The sequence below is a fragment of the Microcoleus sp. PH2017_34_RAT_O_A genome (genome assembly GCF_020737885.1).
Taxonomy (GTDB): domain Bacteria; phylum Cyanobacteriota; class Cyanobacteriia; order Cyanobacteriales; family Microcoleaceae; genus Microcoleus.
The window spans coordinates 50310-66144 of sequence record NZ_JAEQDD010000042.1 but is presented as its reverse complement, the minus strand read 5'-3'; the positions used below and the strand labels follow the sequence as shown (position 1 = coordinate 66144).

Annotated in this window: 14 protein-coding genes; 12 read left to right on the top strand and 2 right to left on the bottom strand. The window is 45.7% G+C overall.

Annotation, left to right across the window (positions count from 1 at the left end; genetic code table 11):
- Positions 1-66: 66 nt before the first annotated feature.
- The 7 genes from JGK11_RS15805 (at position 67) to JGK11_RS15775 (ending at position 8350) form a co-directional block, all read left to right on the top strand.
- Positions 67-747 carry a Crp/Fnr family transcriptional regulator gene (locus JGK11_RS15805; protein WP_293145897.1) on the top strand — a complete coding sequence of 227 codons (681 nt, stop codon included), beginning with the start codon at positions 67-69 and terminating at the stop codon, positions 745-747.
- Positions 744-2642, top strand: coding sequence for a M61 family metallopeptidase (locus JGK11_RS15800; protein ID WP_293176560.1), 1899 nt, complete (start codon positions 744-746; stop codon positions 2640-2642). The genes JGK11_RS15805 and JGK11_RS15800 overlap by 4 nt, the downstream gene beginning before the upstream one ends.
- 294 nt (positions 2643-2936) lie before the next feature.
- Positions 2937-3413, top strand: a complete 477-nt coding sequence (locus tag JGK11_RS15795; protein WP_293176558.1) for a TerB family tellurite resistance protein — start codon at positions 2937-2939, stop codon at positions 3411-3413.
- Positions 3414-4054: 641 nt separating this feature from the next.
- Positions 4055-5134 (top strand): glycosyltransferase family 4 protein, encoded by a 1080-nt coding sequence (locus JGK11_RS15790; RefSeq protein WP_293212256.1) that lies wholly within the window; start codon positions 4055-4057, stop codon positions 5132-5134.
- Positions 5135-5177: 43 nt separating this feature from the next.
- Complete coding sequence (gene map / locus JGK11_RS15785; RefSeq protein ID WP_293176554.1) at positions 5178-5939, top strand: type I methionyl aminopeptidase; 762 nt, start codon at positions 5178-5180, stop codon at positions 5937-5939.
- 353 nt (positions 5940-6292) lie between these two features.
- On the top strand, positions 6293-7222 hold the full coding sequence (locus tag JGK11_RS15780; protein ID WP_293212263.1) for an LD-carboxypeptidase: 930 nt from the start codon (positions 6293-6295) through the stop codon (positions 7220-7222).
- A gap of 327 nt (positions 7223-7549) precedes the next feature.
- The gene (locus JGK11_RS15775) at positions 7550-8350 is read left to right on the top strand and encodes a hypothetical protein (protein WP_293212254.1); all 801 of its coding nucleotides are present in this window, start codon (positions 7550-7552) and stop codon (positions 8348-8350) included.
- A gap of 369 nt (positions 8351-8719) precedes the next feature.
- On the opposite strand, the gene JGK11_RS15770 is transcribed toward JGK11_RS15775, so the two are convergent.
- Together JGK11_RS15770 and JGK11_RS15765 are read right to left on the bottom strand one after the other, a co-directional pair.
- Complete coding sequence (locus tag JGK11_RS15770; RefSeq protein WP_293205115.1) at positions 8720-8923, bottom strand: hypothetical protein; 204 nt, start codon at positions 8921-8923, stop codon at positions 8720-8722.
- Positions 8924-9193: 270 nt separating this feature from the next.
- Positions 9194-9487, bottom strand: a complete 294-nt coding sequence (locus JGK11_RS15765; RefSeq protein ID WP_293212252.1) for a hypothetical protein — start codon at positions 9485-9487, stop codon at positions 9194-9196.
- 66 nt (positions 9488-9553) lie between these two features.
- Here JGK11_RS15765 and hemE point away from each other — a divergent pair, with 66 nt between their 5' ends.
- The 5 genes from hemE (at position 9554) to JGK11_RS15740 (ending at position 15341) form a co-directional block, all read left to right on the top strand.
- The gene (hemE, locus tag JGK11_RS15760) at positions 9554-10618 is read left to right on the top strand and encodes a uroporphyrinogen decarboxylase (protein WP_293189225.1); all 1065 of its coding nucleotides are present in this window, start codon (positions 9554-9556) and stop codon (positions 10616-10618) included.
- 380 nt (positions 10619-10998) lie between these two features.
- Complete coding sequence (locus tag JGK11_RS15755) at positions 10999-11961, top strand: NAD(P)-dependent oxidoreductase (RefSeq protein ID WP_293185478.1); 963 nt, start codon at positions 10999-11001, stop codon at positions 11959-11961.
- 390 nt (positions 11962-12351) lie between these two features.
- Entirely contained in the window at positions 12352-13950 is a 1599-nt protein-coding gene (locus JGK11_RS15750; protein ID WP_293185479.1) for a B12-binding domain-containing radical SAM protein, read from the top strand.
- Between the two features lie 529 nt (positions 13951-14479).
- A complete protein-coding gene (locus JGK11_RS15745) occupies positions 14480-14956 on the top strand; it encodes a type II toxin-antitoxin system antitoxin SocA domain-containing protein (RefSeq protein ID WP_293212251.1) in 477 nt (158 codons plus the stop codon).
- Complete coding sequence (locus JGK11_RS15740) at positions 14937-15341, top strand: hypothetical protein (RefSeq protein ID WP_293212249.1); 405 nt, start codon at positions 14937-14939, stop codon at positions 15339-15341. The genes JGK11_RS15745 and JGK11_RS15740 overlap by 20 nt, the downstream gene beginning before the upstream one ends.
- Positions 15342-15835 lie beyond the last annotated feature (494 nt).

The window sequence follows — 15835 nt, the reverse complement described above, 5'->3', positions numbered from 1 at the left end:
CAAACAGCGATCGTTCCCTAGCTATTGGGTGTCGCCTAATCTAATTTCCCACCTCCGCGAGTTTGCATGAAGACAGAAGCTTTCAGTGAGCTGTTCCCTCTATTTAAGGGTGCTAACCCAGAAACCTTGGGAGGGCTGCTATCCAATGCCGTTAAGCATGAGTATCCCCCAGGCCGAGCTGTGGTGATGGAGGATTCTTGGGGTAACGCAATTTATTTTGTTGTGTCGGGCTGGGTCAAAGTCCGCCGCCTGTCAAACGATCGAGCTGTATCAATGGCTATTTTAGGACGGGGAGCTTTCTTCGGCGAAATGGCCATTCTTGATGAATCTCCCCGATCGAATGACGTACTTGCTCTATCGCCCGTGCGGCTGATCAGTGTCACGGCTCAGCGATTTATCCAAACCCTGTTTAAAGATCCGCAATTGCATCACCGGATGCTGCAACTGATGGTGCGGCGCCTGCGCCAAACCAATCTCCGCTCTCAACTCCAGAACCGCCAGCCAGCGGTTAAACTAGCAAATACTTTAGTTGAGCTGGGAGAAAACTACGGTCAGAAAACTGCTGAGGGCAGAGATATCTTCAATATCCCTTATGAAGATTTAGCTGACGTGACAGGTATCGCCCTAGATGAAACCAGCAAAATTATGGAAAAACTAGATAGTAAAGGCTGGATCAAAATCGATCCAGAGCACCAAACTATCCATTTGATCAACCTCAAGCACTTGATGAATTTGGCAAGTCAATGACCGATGTCACTTATGAGGATACCTCGTCCGCTGCCGATCGCGCGATCGGACAACTAACAGCACCGACCATTCACTATTCGGTGGCGATGCCCAATCCTGAATCCCACCTGTTTGAAGTGACTTTGCGCGTGCAAGGTTGGTCGGAGCCGGTGCTGGATTTAAAAATGCCTGTCTGGACTCCCGGTTCTTACTTGGTTCGAGAGTACGCCCGCCACCTGCAAGATTTTCGATCGCTAGGAGGCGATCGAGCTTTACTTTGGCGCAAGATTAGCAAAAATCACTGGCAAATCGAGACAAATTCAGTGTCAGATGTCACGGTTTGCTACCGGATTTTTGCCAACGAACTGACAGTACGAACCAATCATTTAGACTCGACTCACGGTTATTTTAATCCAGCGGCTCTGTGCTTTTTCTTGCCCGGTTTTGAGCGCAACTGCTATACGGTGACAGTGGTGCCACCGCAGCCGGAATGGCGCACAGTTACTACTTTGCCGCCTGTTTCTGGGGAAGATTTTACTTTCGCTGCTGCGGATTTTGACACCCTTGTCGATAGTCCTTTTGAGATTGGCTGTCACGAGTCCTACGATTTTGAAGTGATGGGAAAACCCCATCAGCTTGTAGTTTGGGGACAAGGCAATTTAGAACCAGAACGGGCAATTCAAGATATCAAGAAAGTCATTGAGGTAGAAGCAGAAATGTTCGGCGGTTTGCCTTACGACCGCTATGTGTTTTTGTTGCATTTGTCTGGCTCTGGTTTTGGCGGATTGGAACACAAGGATAGTTGCACTCTTAACTATTCGCGTTTTGGTTTTCGGAACAAGGACAAGTACGAACGGTTCATTCAATTGGTGGCTCACGAGTTTTTTCACCTCTGGAATGTCAAGCGCATTCGACCGAAAGCTCTCGAAATATTTGACTACGAACAAGAGAATTATACTCCTTCTTTATGGTTCTCTGAAGGCACGACCAGTTATTACGATTTGCTAATTCCTTTTCGAGCGGGTCTCTATGGCGTGAAAGGTTATTTCCAAAATCTTGCCAAAGAAATCACTCGCTTGCAGACGACTCCGGGGCGGAACGTGCAGCCTGCGAGCGAGTCGAGTTGGGATGCTTGGATTAAACTTTATCGGAGGGATGCTAATAGCGATAATTCGCAGATTTCCTATTATTTGAAAGGGGAATTAGTTTCGTTTCTGCTGGATTTGTTGATTCGAGCTAAACACGGCAACGCGCGATCGCTCGACGATGTGATGCGTTTGATGTGGCAGCAGTTTGGCGGTTGTTCTCCTGAAAATGAAGATTTTGACCAGAAGTCGGGAACAGAGGCAAAGCCTGCGTATCTGACATCAAATGGTAAGTTAAATGCTCGCTCGCGGACGGCAGAAATAGGCTTTACTCCCGAAGAGTTGCAAAGTGCGATCGAGTCTGTAGCCGGCATGGATTTGAGTGACTTTTTTGCGCGCTATGTAGACGGCACAGAAGAGTTGCCTTATAACGAATATCTGGAACCTTTCGGGCTACAAATTTGGGTAGATGAAAGCGAGCAAACGCCTCGGATGGGTTGGACGTTGGGAGCGGAAAACGGGCGGCAAATGGTTAAATTTGTCGAAGCAGGATCTCCGGCACAATTGGCCGGAATTGACGCTGGAGACGAGTTGCTGGCGATCGCAGGTTTTCGAGTAAATGCCGAACAAGTGGCAGAGAGGCTGAAAGACTATCAGCCGGGGGACACGGTAGAAGTGACAGTTTTTCATCAAGACGAACTGCGGACTTGTTCTGTTACTCTCGCCCAGCCGCGCCCCGGCCGTTATTCGATCGTACCAGTCGATCGGCCAAGCACTATTCAGAAACAAAACTTTACTGGATGGCTGGGTGTTCCTCTGTCGAATTTGTGACATCATTGTTAGTAGTTAGTAGTTAGTTGTTAGTTGTTACTTGTTACTTGTTGGTTGTTATTTGTTAGTTTTAATAACCAATAAGATTGTGTCCGGTTAATTACCTATCATAAATTTTGTACTGAGAGCGCTCGTCCTCACTGCAAAACTATAGGCCAATCGGGAAGGACTCAAGTCCTTACTAAAAAAGACTTTTATGATGGTTGTCTCACCGGATATGACATAAAAAATCAGCAATAACCAGTAACAAATAACTCATAACAAATAACCCATTAGCAATCACCAATTTTAATTATGCAAACCCCACCTCCTCCATCAATTACGCCTCGCCAGATGAACCTGCTGCGAATCGTTTCCTCTATGGCCTGGGCTGATGGCGAACTCGCAACAGAAGAAGTTAATTTAATGCTCGATCGCTTTTGCCGTTTGTTTGCCGCAGATGACGACGCCCAACAAATGCAACAGGAACTGCGGGATTACATCATGCAAAATATTCCCCTTGATGAGCTGATTCACCAACTAGAAACTCAAGAGGAAAAAGAATTAGTCTTGCAACTCGGCTATGAAGTGATTGCATCTAGTTCTCGCACTCCCGACGAACCAAACATTAACTCTGACGAAGCCGCAGCTTATCAAAAATTAGTGCAGTTGCTGAATCTTCCAGAAGATGCTGTCAAGCGTATTGAAGCAGAAGCATCATCGGCGACACATACTTCGGAGGGAATTATAGAGAAGATAGCTCACAAATTAGAACAGTTCATCAAACGCTAGTTTGTGACTGGCGCGCGGCTGATTCCTGGTTGATTCCTGTATTTCTAGTTACTAAACCTGAAATTTTTAAGAGCAACCGGGAATAATTCGCCATAGGTAAGTCTTTTTTACTTAATACTTTTGGACTGGGTAATATAGCCCTTCTCAGATAGGTGAGGTACGTTGTTGGGCTTCAGCCCTCTTCGTTTGGGCTTCAGCCCTCTTCGTTTAAGCGGTTATATAAGCAGTCAGTCATACCTCATCTTTCTGATAAATGCTATACAATTTTTCCCAAATAATGTAACCTAACAATTGTTGTGCAAGAGTGTTAGGGAAAGTTGTTGATTCTCCCGGATGTGTAAGATCAAATCCGGCTGTACCAGAATGATTAAACCGCAGAGGGCGCAGAGGACACAGAGGGAGAAAATAGAGAGAGGTACTCATGGGTATAGGGCATAGGGCATAGGGCATAGGGCATAGGGCATAGGGCATAGGGCATACCTCACTTTTTTTGAGAAAGGCCATATCATCTTCGGGTAAAGATCGATCTTATGATTGTTGAGAATATTCTCAAGTAAGTGACTAATAACTAATAAGCAATAACCAATAACTAATAACTAATAACTAATAAGCAATAACCAATAACTAATAACTAATAACTAATGACTAATAACTCTTTAAAATTATTGTTCCTATCAACTTCTGTAGGTCAACTCGGTTCTGGGTTGGGCGGCGGAGTCGAACTTACAGTCTTGAATATTGCTAAAGAATTGCAGCGCCGAGGTCATAAAATAACAGTTGTAGCGCCGGCAGGTTCAGTCTTAGAATCAATTCCAGTCATCGAAATCGCGGGGGATTTGCAAGTAACTGCCCAAACACAAGATTACCACGATCCGATTGTGATGCCTGCCGATTCTGTGCTGGCAAATATGTGGGAATACGCTCGCCAAGTTCAGGATGATTGGGATCTGATTGTTAATTTTGCCTACGATTGGTTGCCTTTTTATTTGACGCCATTTTTTAACACTCCGATCGCACATTTTATCAGTATGGGCTCCATGTCGCGATCGTTCGATCGCATCGCCGGACAAATCGCCGTCAAATTTCCCGGTACGCTGGGAGTTTGCACCCTTACCCAAGCCCAAACCTTTGCCTTTGCTAGCGAGTGCGAGTTGGTGGGAAACGGCGGCATCGATTTATCGCTGTACGACTTTTGCAGCCAACCGGAACCAAAATTAGCTTGGCTGGGCCGCATTGCCCCGGAAAAAGGCTTAGAAGATGCTGTGGCGGCTGCAAAAATTACAGGCATTCCCCTAAAAATTATGGGCAAAATGCAAGATGAGGATTATTGGCACAAAATTTGTACAGATTACCCGGATGCTCCGGTAGAATATTTAGGGTTTCTGACAACAACCAAAATGCAAGAACAAGTCCGCCAGTGCCGAGCATTGTTGATGACGCCGCGCTGGGTGGAAGCTTTCGGAAATGTGGCGATCGAGGCTTTAGCGTGCGGTGTGCCTGTGATTGCTTACGAGCGCGGGGGGCCGGCGGAAATTGTGCGAGACGGGCTGACGGGCTTTTTAGTGGAACCTGATAGTGTAAATGGCTTGGTAAGTGCGATCGACCGTTTAGACAAAATTGACCGCAGTGCTTGCCGGCGACAAGCAGAGGTAGAATACAATTTAGGAGCCGCGGGCGATCTTTTTGAACGCTGGTTCAAGTCTATTGTAAAATTGAGTTAAATAAACTCTTAATTGACCACAACAAAAGACCACAAAAATAACTATGGCAACTGAACGTTTAGTGCTTTTATCGAGCAGAGAAATCGAAAAAATGCGTCAAGCTGGCAGCTTAGCAGCTCAGCTTCTTCTGCATCTCGAACCAATGATTAAACCGGGTGTCAGCACTCTGGCAATTAACGACGAAGCGGAACGCTGGACTTTAGCCCACGGTGCAAAAAGTGCTCCGTTAGGTTATAAAGGATTTCCGAAATCTCTGTGTGCTAGTGTCAATGAAGTTGTCTGTCACGGCATCCCGAATGCAAAACAAATTCTCAGAAAAGGTGACATTATTAACATTGATGTAACGCCTTTAGTTGATGGCTATCACGGCGATACTTCTAAAACTTTTTTTGTTGGGGAACCTTCACCTGTAGCTAAAAGGTTAGTTGAAGTAACTGAGGAATGTCTCAGAAGAGGAATTGCGGAAGTTAAGCCTGGTGCTCGTACCGGTGATATCGGTGCGGCGATTCAAGAATATGCTGAAGCGCAGGGTTTTTCGGTGGTGCGAAATTTTGCGGGACACGGCGTGCATCGCGTTTTTCACACGGAACCGGAAATTTTGCATTACGGTAAGCGGGGGACGGGAAAGAAGCTCAGACAAGGTATGGTTTTTACGATCGAGCCGATGATTAATGAGGGTACTTGGGATGTGGAAATTTTGGCGGATGGTTGGACTGCTATCACTAAGGATAAAAAGCTTTCGGCTCAGTTTGAACACACTCTGGCTGTGACTGATTCTGGGGTGGAAATTCTGACTTTGCCGTAGGTATGAAAGGTGGAATTCCGCCGCATGGAATTCGGAATTAGGTACGTAGTTGCGCTTCAGCGCTCTTAGTATTATATACGGAAAGAGCAATCCTAAATCATTTTCAAGCTCGGGAAATTATCAAATCCTTGCTATAAAATGAGTTTAGCAAGACGAGAGGTAGTCGTACCTTGAAACTTAGATAGGATTACTATATTTACGAAAAGAGCGCTGAAGCGCAACTACGTACCTTTGAGCGCTGAAGCGGCAACTACGTACCTTTGAGCGCTGAAGCGCAACTACGTACCTTTGAGCGCTGAAGCGCAACTACGTACCTTTGAGCGCTGAAGCGCAACTACGTACCTTAATAGATAATTATTAATATGAAATGGCTGCAACCGGGAGATTTGCTGCGGGCGATCGCACCTAGCGGCGCGCTGCGAGAATTGACTAATTTTGAACGCGGTTTGGAAATTTGGAAATCCCGCGGCTATCGAGTTGAATTAACACCGGGTTTTGCCGATCGCGCTGGCTACTTGGCCGGTTCCGACGAAAACCGCGCCCGACAGCTCGCAGATGCCCTCAGTGACCCGGATTGTCGCGGTATTCTGTGTGTTCGAGGCGGTTTCGGTAGCACTCGACTTTTGGAAAAAGGTAAGGTGGGCGATCGCACGAATTCCGGGTTTCCGACTCCCGATTCCCATGGGCCGAAATGGTTGATCGGCTTTTCCGATATTACGGCTTTGCTGTGGAATGACGACAAATTGGGGATTTGGGGGGTTCACGGGCCGCTGCTGACAACTTTGGGCGCGGAACCGGATTGGTCGGTCGATCGACTTTTTGACTGCGTAGAAGGCCGTCCGTTACAATCTTTGCAAGGTAAAGGATGGGCTGGTGGAAAAGCTTCAGGGCGGTTGTTTCCGGCGAATCTGACGGTGGCTACTCATTTGCTCTCCACCCCTTATCAACCGGATTTGACTGGTGCTATTCTCGCATTTGAGGATGTTTCGGAGGCTCCTTACAGGGTCGATCGGATGTTGACTCAGTGGCGGATGGCGGGGGCTTTTGCGGGGGTGCGGGGGATTGCTTTGGGACGGTTTAGTCGCTGCGAGGTTGGCCCGGATAGTCCTAGTTTTACTATAGAAGAGGTTTTGCGCGATCGGCTGTTTGACTTAAATATTCCCATTGTCTCGGATTTACCGTTTGGCCATGAAGGGGTTAACGCTGCTTTACCGATGGGAATTGAGGCGAGTCTCGATGCTGAATCGGGATTGCTGATTTGTGGGGATACATCGCAACTTTAGATGCGGCATCAACGTCTGTAAGTTGGTAGGGTGCGTCAGGGAGAAATTATTAGTCTGTGATTAAAACACTCAGCCCTGACGCACCGTACAGTTGGTAGTCAGTTGGTAGAGTGCGTCAGGGAGAAATTATTAGTTGGTAGGGTGCGTCAGGGGAAAAATAATTAGTCTGTGATTAAAACACTCAGCCCTGACGCACCCTACGATAATTCCTAAATAGTCCAGTTGGGTGAGGTTAACACGGTTGGCAGAAATTAGATTTAAAATGGTGTGTATGCAAATGTCGGCGCCAACAAGGCAAAAAGATTTTAAAGTTTTTGAGAGGTTGATATGAAAACACACAACTTGTTAAATAGTATTGCTGCCGCTGTGCTAGTTGCCGGATTGGCACTTACGGCGATTCCGTCAAGTGCTGTTGCCGAATCGATACAAAATAACGATCGCATAGATGGAGTAATCCGCCGCACTTCCCCGATTTACCGTTTCCGAAATATGTGGACGCCCGGAACTCCGACGGAAGAATTGCGCGGTCAAGAATATACTTTCACTGCGCGGGAAGGCGATAACATTCAAGTGTTTTTAGATACGGATAGAAGTCGCGGTTTTACTCCCGTTATGGTACTATTTTACGGGAACAACAAGCAAGTCGCTTTTACCCAAGACCGTTCTTTTAATTATGTGATTCCCCGCAGTGGCGATTACAAGCTTTTGGTGTTAGCGAAAGATGCTGCGAGGGGCGGTAGCTACACGGTGGAAGTTGCGGGAATTGATGGCGGCGACAGACGTGCTAGTAATAATAGATGGGATGACAGAAGCGACAGGGGCCGTAACAACAGCAGCTACGATGGAGAACGGATTTTGCGTGATGATTTTGGCTTAAACCCGATCGACTGTCGCCTCAGACGCACTATGGTAAGAGTAAGATTTGACGATACCGGCAGAGACGGGACTTATTGCGCTGTACCGACTAGGGCTGTTCCGGCGGGCGATTATTATTACAATTCGCGGACTAGGGATTTAGATTCGGCGAGGGCGGATGATGGTAGATTCGATCGATCTAATGATAATAGCAGGTTCGATCGTCCCGATCAATGTCGCGTATCTGTAGGCGGAGTCTGTGTGACTAGGTAAGCCCGAAAAAATCATCTTTTCCGAGGAATTGTAAGGGCGGGTTCACCCTGATTTGTAACTCAAATCAACAATATCTATAAACCCGCCCCAACCCAACTAGGTAAGCCCGAAAAAATCATCTTTTCCGAGGAATTGTAGGGGCGGGTTCACCCTGATTTGTAACTCAAATCGACAATATCTATAAACCCGCCCTAACTTGGAGTGATGGGTGGGGGCGGGTTTTTGAGTCCGTCGATTTCATTGTAGATTTGGGTGAACCCGCCCCTACAAATCTTGGTATTTTAGATGTAATTTTGTATTCGTGAATCAGTTGCTGCTTACCAGCTAAAATTTCTGAGGCAAATAATTTAGTTTCAAAAATAATGGATACTATTGATATTTAAGGCTTCCGTTTTCATTGTATTCAAGTTCATGATACTTGCCACCTAAACCTAAATCATGTAAGCACCTCTGGTAGTTTTTGGGGCCCATATCAAAAGCATTAGTCTGATTCAATCTTGCCCATTCAGCTACTTTTAGCTGGCTAGTTACCCCTGAAGCATCAACTACAGTTTTGACAATCCAATCAAACATCTTTATTTACTCTTTAAGTTCGTATAATTTAATTATATTCCTATTGATTTTTTTGGGTCAAGTTTCCATTCAATTATTTTCCCCAGCGAGTGGGGAGATTTGCAAGGGTTCCCAAAATTATCCGTCAAAACTCCTTCAACCCCGCAGAAAAACTCGCTGAAACCCTTGCCCAGCAATGCTGCGAGGGTTAGAACGAAACAGCGTATTTTCAGCCATTTTCCCGACTTCTCGCAAACTACCACAGTTCGATCGCAAATCAAGCTCTACCAATTAATGAATTAATTCAGTCCAGAAAACAGAAGCGCTGAAAAAATAGATGCGGAGATTGCTTTCATAAGAGATCGCTTCGCTAACGTTCCTCGCAATGACAGATAGTGCCTCGCAATGATAGATAGTAGGGAATTTACCCATCAAACCCAAAGAAACCGGGTTTTTTTGCGAATCTGCCGACTGCGACGAAGAATTATCGCCAAAAACCCGGTTTCTGAGCCCCGCGTCAGTCCGAATACACATACAGACATCAGACAATAGCTGCTGCGGGCCGATCGCCGAATTTTCGATCAAAAAGGACGATCGCACAGTGGTAAGCTACCAAAGACATTAAAAGATCTAAATTCGAGAAAAGTTAAGATGTCATCATTAAATGAAGTTCCCTTGCTGTTGCGGGCAGCCCGCGGCGAAACCCTAGACCGCCCGCCCGTGTGGATGATGCGCCAAGCCGGTCGCTACATGAAAGCCTATCGAGATTTGCGAGAAAAGTATCCCTCCTTTCGCGAACGTTCCGAAATTCCCGAAGTTGCGATCGAAGTTTCCCTTCAGCCGTGGCGCGCGTTTCAACCCGACGGCGTAATTTTATTTTCCGATATCGTCACCCCCATGCCCGGTTTGGGCATCGACATGGACATCGCCGAAGGTAAAGGCCCGATTATCCACGCACCCATCCGCACTCAGCAGCAAATCGACAACCTGCAACCGCTGAACCCGGAAGAAAGTTTGCCCTTTATCAAAACAATCCTCAAATCCCTGCGCGCGGAAGTTGGCAACAAATCCACCGTGCTCGGTTTTGTCGGCGCGCCCTGGACTTTAGCAGCCTACGCCGTTGAGGGCAAAGGTTCTAAGGATTATGCCGTCATCAAAAACATGGCATTTTCCGATCCAACTTTACTACATCAATTGCTCTCGAAATTTGCAGATGCGATCGCAGTTTACGTGCGCTATCAAATCGACTGCGGCGCCCAAGTAGTGCAAATGTTCGACTCCTGGGCCGGCCAACTGTCCCCGCAGGATTACGACACCTTCGCTCTACCATACCAAAAACAGGTATTCGAGCAAGTCAAAAAAACCCATCCCGACACCCCGCTAATCCTATTAGTCACAGGTAGCGGCGGCCTTCTCGAACGCATGGCTACATCCGGCGCAGATATCGTCAGCGTCGATTGGACGGTTGATATGGCCGACGCGCGCAAGCGTTTGGGGCCCAACATGAACGTTCAGGGAAATCTCGATCCCGGCGTATTGTTTGGTTCTCAACCGTTTATTCGCGATCGAATTCTTGATACAATTCGCAAAGCGGGCGATCGGGGACACATCCTCAATTTAGGACACGGCGTATTGCCGGGAACCCCCGAAGACAACGTGCGTTTCTTCTTTGAAACTGCGAAACAAGCCGACAAATTGCTCGCAGTTACTGCTTAAATTTGACAGGAATTCAAACCCCAAAAACCTCATTCTCCAAAATCCGTAGGGGCGGGTTCACCAACAACCTTAAAAGTTGCAAACAGGCTAAATAAACCCGCCCCCACCACACCAAAAATCCCTGTTAACTACTGGTAACGAATAGAATCCGGAGATCCCCCCTAACCCCCCTTAAGAAGGGGGGAACAAGAGCATTCAAAACCTCGGTTTTTAAGACGGGACAAGTATTCTCAAAGTCCCCCTTATTAAGGGGGATTTAGGGGGATCAAACCTCAACTGTCACCCAAATCTATGGCCGACTAAAGCCTCAAATTCAAACCAATAACTCCCCCTCTCCCCCTCTCCCTCTCTCCCCACCTCCCCCCCTTCCCCTTCTGCAAATGACAAAAAAAATTTTCATAACGGGTGCAAGTGGCTGTATCGGTCACTACATGGCCGAAACCTTGATTCAACAGACAAACCACGAACTCTACCTATTAGTTCGCAACCCCGATAAGCTAAAATTTGACTGGAAAGCGCGATCGGGCATCAATATCATACAAGGCGACATGAAAGATATCGATCGCCATTCCGAACTGCTGCAAACAATAGACGTAGCAATTTTAGCAGCCACAGCTTGGGGAGGAACCCAAGAAGTTTTTGATGTCAACGTCACCAAAACTCTGCGCCTCATTCAACTACTTTCGCCGCAGACTTGCGAACAAGTAATATACTTTTCAACCGCCAGCATTCTCGGTAGAGATAACAACTTACTCAAAGAAGCCGGAGAACTAGGAACAGATTATGTTCGCTCCAAATATGATTGCATGACGCAATTATCAACGTTAACAAACGTGCCTCCAATTACCGCACTTTACCCAACCTTAGTATTAGGAGGAGACGCAGAAAAACCAGTTTCTCACCTATCATCCGGTTTGCCGCTTGTCGCCAAATGGATTGGTTTGATTCGCTGGCTGAAAGCAGATGGCAGTTTTCACTTCATCCACGGTGCAGACATTGCCACAGTAGTTAATTACTTAGTCGAACATCCGTCCGATTCCGAAGAACCGCGACATTTTGTACTCGGAAATCCGGCGATTACCGCGAACGAAGTTGTCGAACAAGCTTGCAAGTATTTGCATACAAAAATATTCTTTCGGATTACTCTGTCACCTTGGCTTGCTGATTTCTTTATTTGGTTGTTCCGAATTCAGATGGCTGCTTGGGATAGATTTTGTATCAGCTATCGCCATTTTACCTATCAAAATCTGGTCAATCCCGAAAGCATCGGATTGCCGAGTTACTGCGGAACTGTTGCTGATATGTTAAGAACTAGCGGGATTCCAGATAAAAATACAAAGTAGTCCGTACACTCCGCACCAATAATCGGACAGGCTAGAAGCCCATCCCACAATCTTTCTTGTGGGATGGGCTTCTAGCCCGTCCCTAATTCTTTATCCTATTCAACTCTACTATTTCAAATTCTTTTTTGCCTGATTCGGGCACTTTTGAAGCGATTATCGTCAATCAATGGTGAGATACGATAAGATATCAACATTTGCCAACTATAACAGGGAACTGCAAGCTAAAAATTGCGCCCATTATCTTTGTGTTAGGGGGTGTCGCCCCTTTCTAGATAGTCGATCGCGGGCAAGATCGTAATTTTAGCCTTAACATTAAATATTGAGAGTCGATCGAACTCTCAAACGCCAGCCAGATCGCAAGTCTTTTAGTGATGTGAGGTTTAACATACTATGCGAGTGCTTCTAGTTTACCCCCTGTTCCCGAAAACATTCTGGTCTTATGAGAAAATCCTAGAATTAGTCGATCGCAAAGTGCTGCTTCCACCGCTGGGTTTGGTCACAGTAGCAGCCATTCTACCCCAAGAATGGGAATTCAAGTTAGTCGATCGTAACATCCGACAAATCACCGAAGCAGAATGGGAATGGGCAGAGCTCGTTATTCTGTCAGCGATGATTGTCCAAAAAGAAGACTTGCTAGACATCATCCGCGAAGCCAAGCGGCGCGGTAAATCCGTAGCTTGTGGCGGCCCCTACCCAACTTCCGTACCCGAAGAGCCCCAAGCAGCCGGCATCGATTACCTGATTCTCGACGAAGGCGAAATCACCCTACCGATGTTCGTCGAAGCCATCGCGCGCGGTGAAAAAAGTGGAATTTATCGATCGGACGGCGTAAAACCCGATGTTACCACAACCCCTGTTCCCCGCTTCGACCTGCTGGAATTAGACAGCTACGACTCAATGTCGATTCAATTTTCCCGAGGCTGTCCCTTCCAGTGCGAATTCTGCGACATCATCGTCCTCTACGGGCGCAAACCCCGCACCAAAGAACCCCAACAATTAATAGCAGAACTAGACTGTCTCTACAACCTAGGTTGGCGGCGCGGCGTCTTCATGGTAGACGACAACTTTATCGGCAACAAACGCAGTGTCAAACTATTGCTAAAAGACTTAGAAGTCTGGCAAATAGAACACAAATTCCCCTTCAACTTCAACACAGAAGCATCCATCGACTTAGCCCAAGACCAAGAATTGATGGACATGATGGTGAAATGTCATTTCAACGCCGTATTCCTAGGAATTGAAACCCCCGACGAAGAAAGCTTGCAAATGACCAAAAAATTCCAAAATACTCGCAACTCCCTGATAGAATCAGTAGAATTAATTGCCAAATCAGGTTTGCGAGTAATGGCCGGATTCATCATCGGATTCGACGGCGAAAAACCGGGCGCAGGCCAACGCATCGTCAACTTCGCCGAAGCAGCAGCAATTCCCAGTACAACCTTTGGAATGCTGCAAGCTTTACCGCACACTGCATTATCGCACCGACTAGCAAAAGAAGGCAGATTGCGCGACAAATCCGGCAACTTGAATCAGACTACATTGATGAACTTCATTCCGACGCGGCCGCTAGAAGACATCGCGAGAGAATATGTTCAAGCATTTTCTGACGTGTACGATGCTGAGAAATATTTAGACCGCACCTACCGCCACTTCTTGATGTTAGGTGCACCTACAGCAAATATACCATCAAGAATCCCCAGTTGGATCGACTTGCGAGCGCTGCTAACCGTAGTTTGGCGCCAAGGAGTCAAGCGTTCAACTCGGTGGAAGTTCTGGCATCATTTGTTCAGCATTATCAAACGCAATCCTGCCGTTTGGGATCACTATTTAACAGTATGCGCCCACAACGAGCATTTCCTGGAATACCGCCAAATTGTGCGGGATGAAATCGAAGAACAATTAGCCGAGTTTTTAGCTGACGAAGCTCAACAGGCTCAGCAAAAAGCCCTGATTGCTTCCCTTGCAGAAAAACAAGTGCAAGTAGTTTAAGATTTACATTTATCTGGAAGGGTAATCAGAAACCGGGTTTTTTACGAAGATCTTTCGTCGCAGTCGATAGATTAGGTAAAAACCCGGTTTCTTTGTGCGCTATGTGAGTATTTGTAGGGTGTGTTGTTATGAAAAGTCCCTAAATGCGATCGACAATTTCATGGATCTGAACCATACAGAATAGTTCAGAAAACAAGTATTGGGTTTCTTTCATCAGCTCTTAAAAAGAACAGGTGCGTCGCTATTAGATTGTCGCTCTTTCTTGAAGATTGTCAATGTATCCGCACCCTACTACTTTGCGTGCTAGAAATGTGAGTCAGAAACCGGGTTTTTTACGAATATCTTTCGTCGCAGTCGATAGATTAGGTAAAAACCCGGTTTCTTTGCTATAAGTGCATTAATCTCGTTTCCAGGCAGAGCCTGGAAATGTGATATCCTGCGGCTCTGCCGCCTCTTGAGAGGGTAATCTAGTTTAATATACTAGATAATTATGATATCATAGAATCCAAAACTTATTGACTCAAACTATATGACCACAATAACTACAATAACAACAGCCTCCCAACTAGCAGATTACTACATTTGGTTTGCCAATGACGTAGGCTCCTACCTCAGCAACCACAAGCTCCAAAAACTCTTGTACTACGCCCAAGCATGGTATCTAGCCTTTGAAGACACACCGCTTTTTGATGAGGATTTTGAAGCCTGGGTGCACGGGCCAACTATCCCGACTTTATTTTACGAATACAAAGAACAATTTGGATTTAAGCCAATTCTCAAAGAAGTCGAAAAACCCGAGTTTCCCGAAGAAGTACAAGAGTTTTTGGACGAATTATCCGATGAGTATTTTTTTTGCGATGCTTACGAGTTGGAATTGATGGTGCGCCGCGAAGATCCTTGGATTAAGTCTAGAGGTAACTTGCCAAAAGATGAACCTTCTCATGCTATTATTTCTAAGGAATCAATGAAAGAATTTTACAAAACCCGTGTCATCGAAGAAACCTAAAAAGGCAGATATACGCCGCCAGCCATCCTTATCTAGTATCAAGCGTCAAGATGTAAAAATACCCGAAGGAGTGAGTTTTTCTTTCAGGTACTATCAGGATGACAAAGATAAATTTTCACTAGCTAACCGAGATTCTAGATATCTAGCATCTCTCTTGAGAAGGCTACGGGATTTATCGCAATTGAATTCTCAAGAAATCATCAATAATCAGAGTAAAAGCCTGCGCTGTCATGGCATAGCATGGCAAGATACAACGGAGCCTAATGGTTTTGGGATTCCCAATGAAGCTATGCTAGTCAATATCCCTTACCAATTTCAAATATCTGCTAATGAATACGGTAGGGTGCATGGATTTTTTAGTGAAAATATTTTTTATATTGTTTAGCTAGACCCAGACCACAATCTTTATAGTTAAAATCTCATAATTTTTAGCATTCAATCGACGTTATATCATATAATAATAAAAAACTTATTTAGCTAACTCGCTGTAATGTGAATCAGGGATTTTTTTTAGTCCCGGTACCGTGCCGCTCCATCAAAAATCCCCAAAAAATTGTACATTTGATAGAGTCGCACCACAAAATAGTCAGGTGCATCGCCTCACAAAGCCCCGATTATTCATCAAAAATATGACATATAGTAGTTCTCAAAAAAGTAAGGTATGTTGTTGGGCTTTAGCCCTCTTATACTTATTATACAGTAAGCGATATCCCATCAAAACATCCATTTACAGTCATAACTTATCTTTCTGAGAAAAGCTATATCCGTACCATACTTTATAACTTTTTCAACAGCAGATGCAGGCGCTTCGCCTTATTGAAGGGTACGCAGAGCAACGCAGGTGAATGGGAGATGATGGGCGGTAAATACTACTATTGG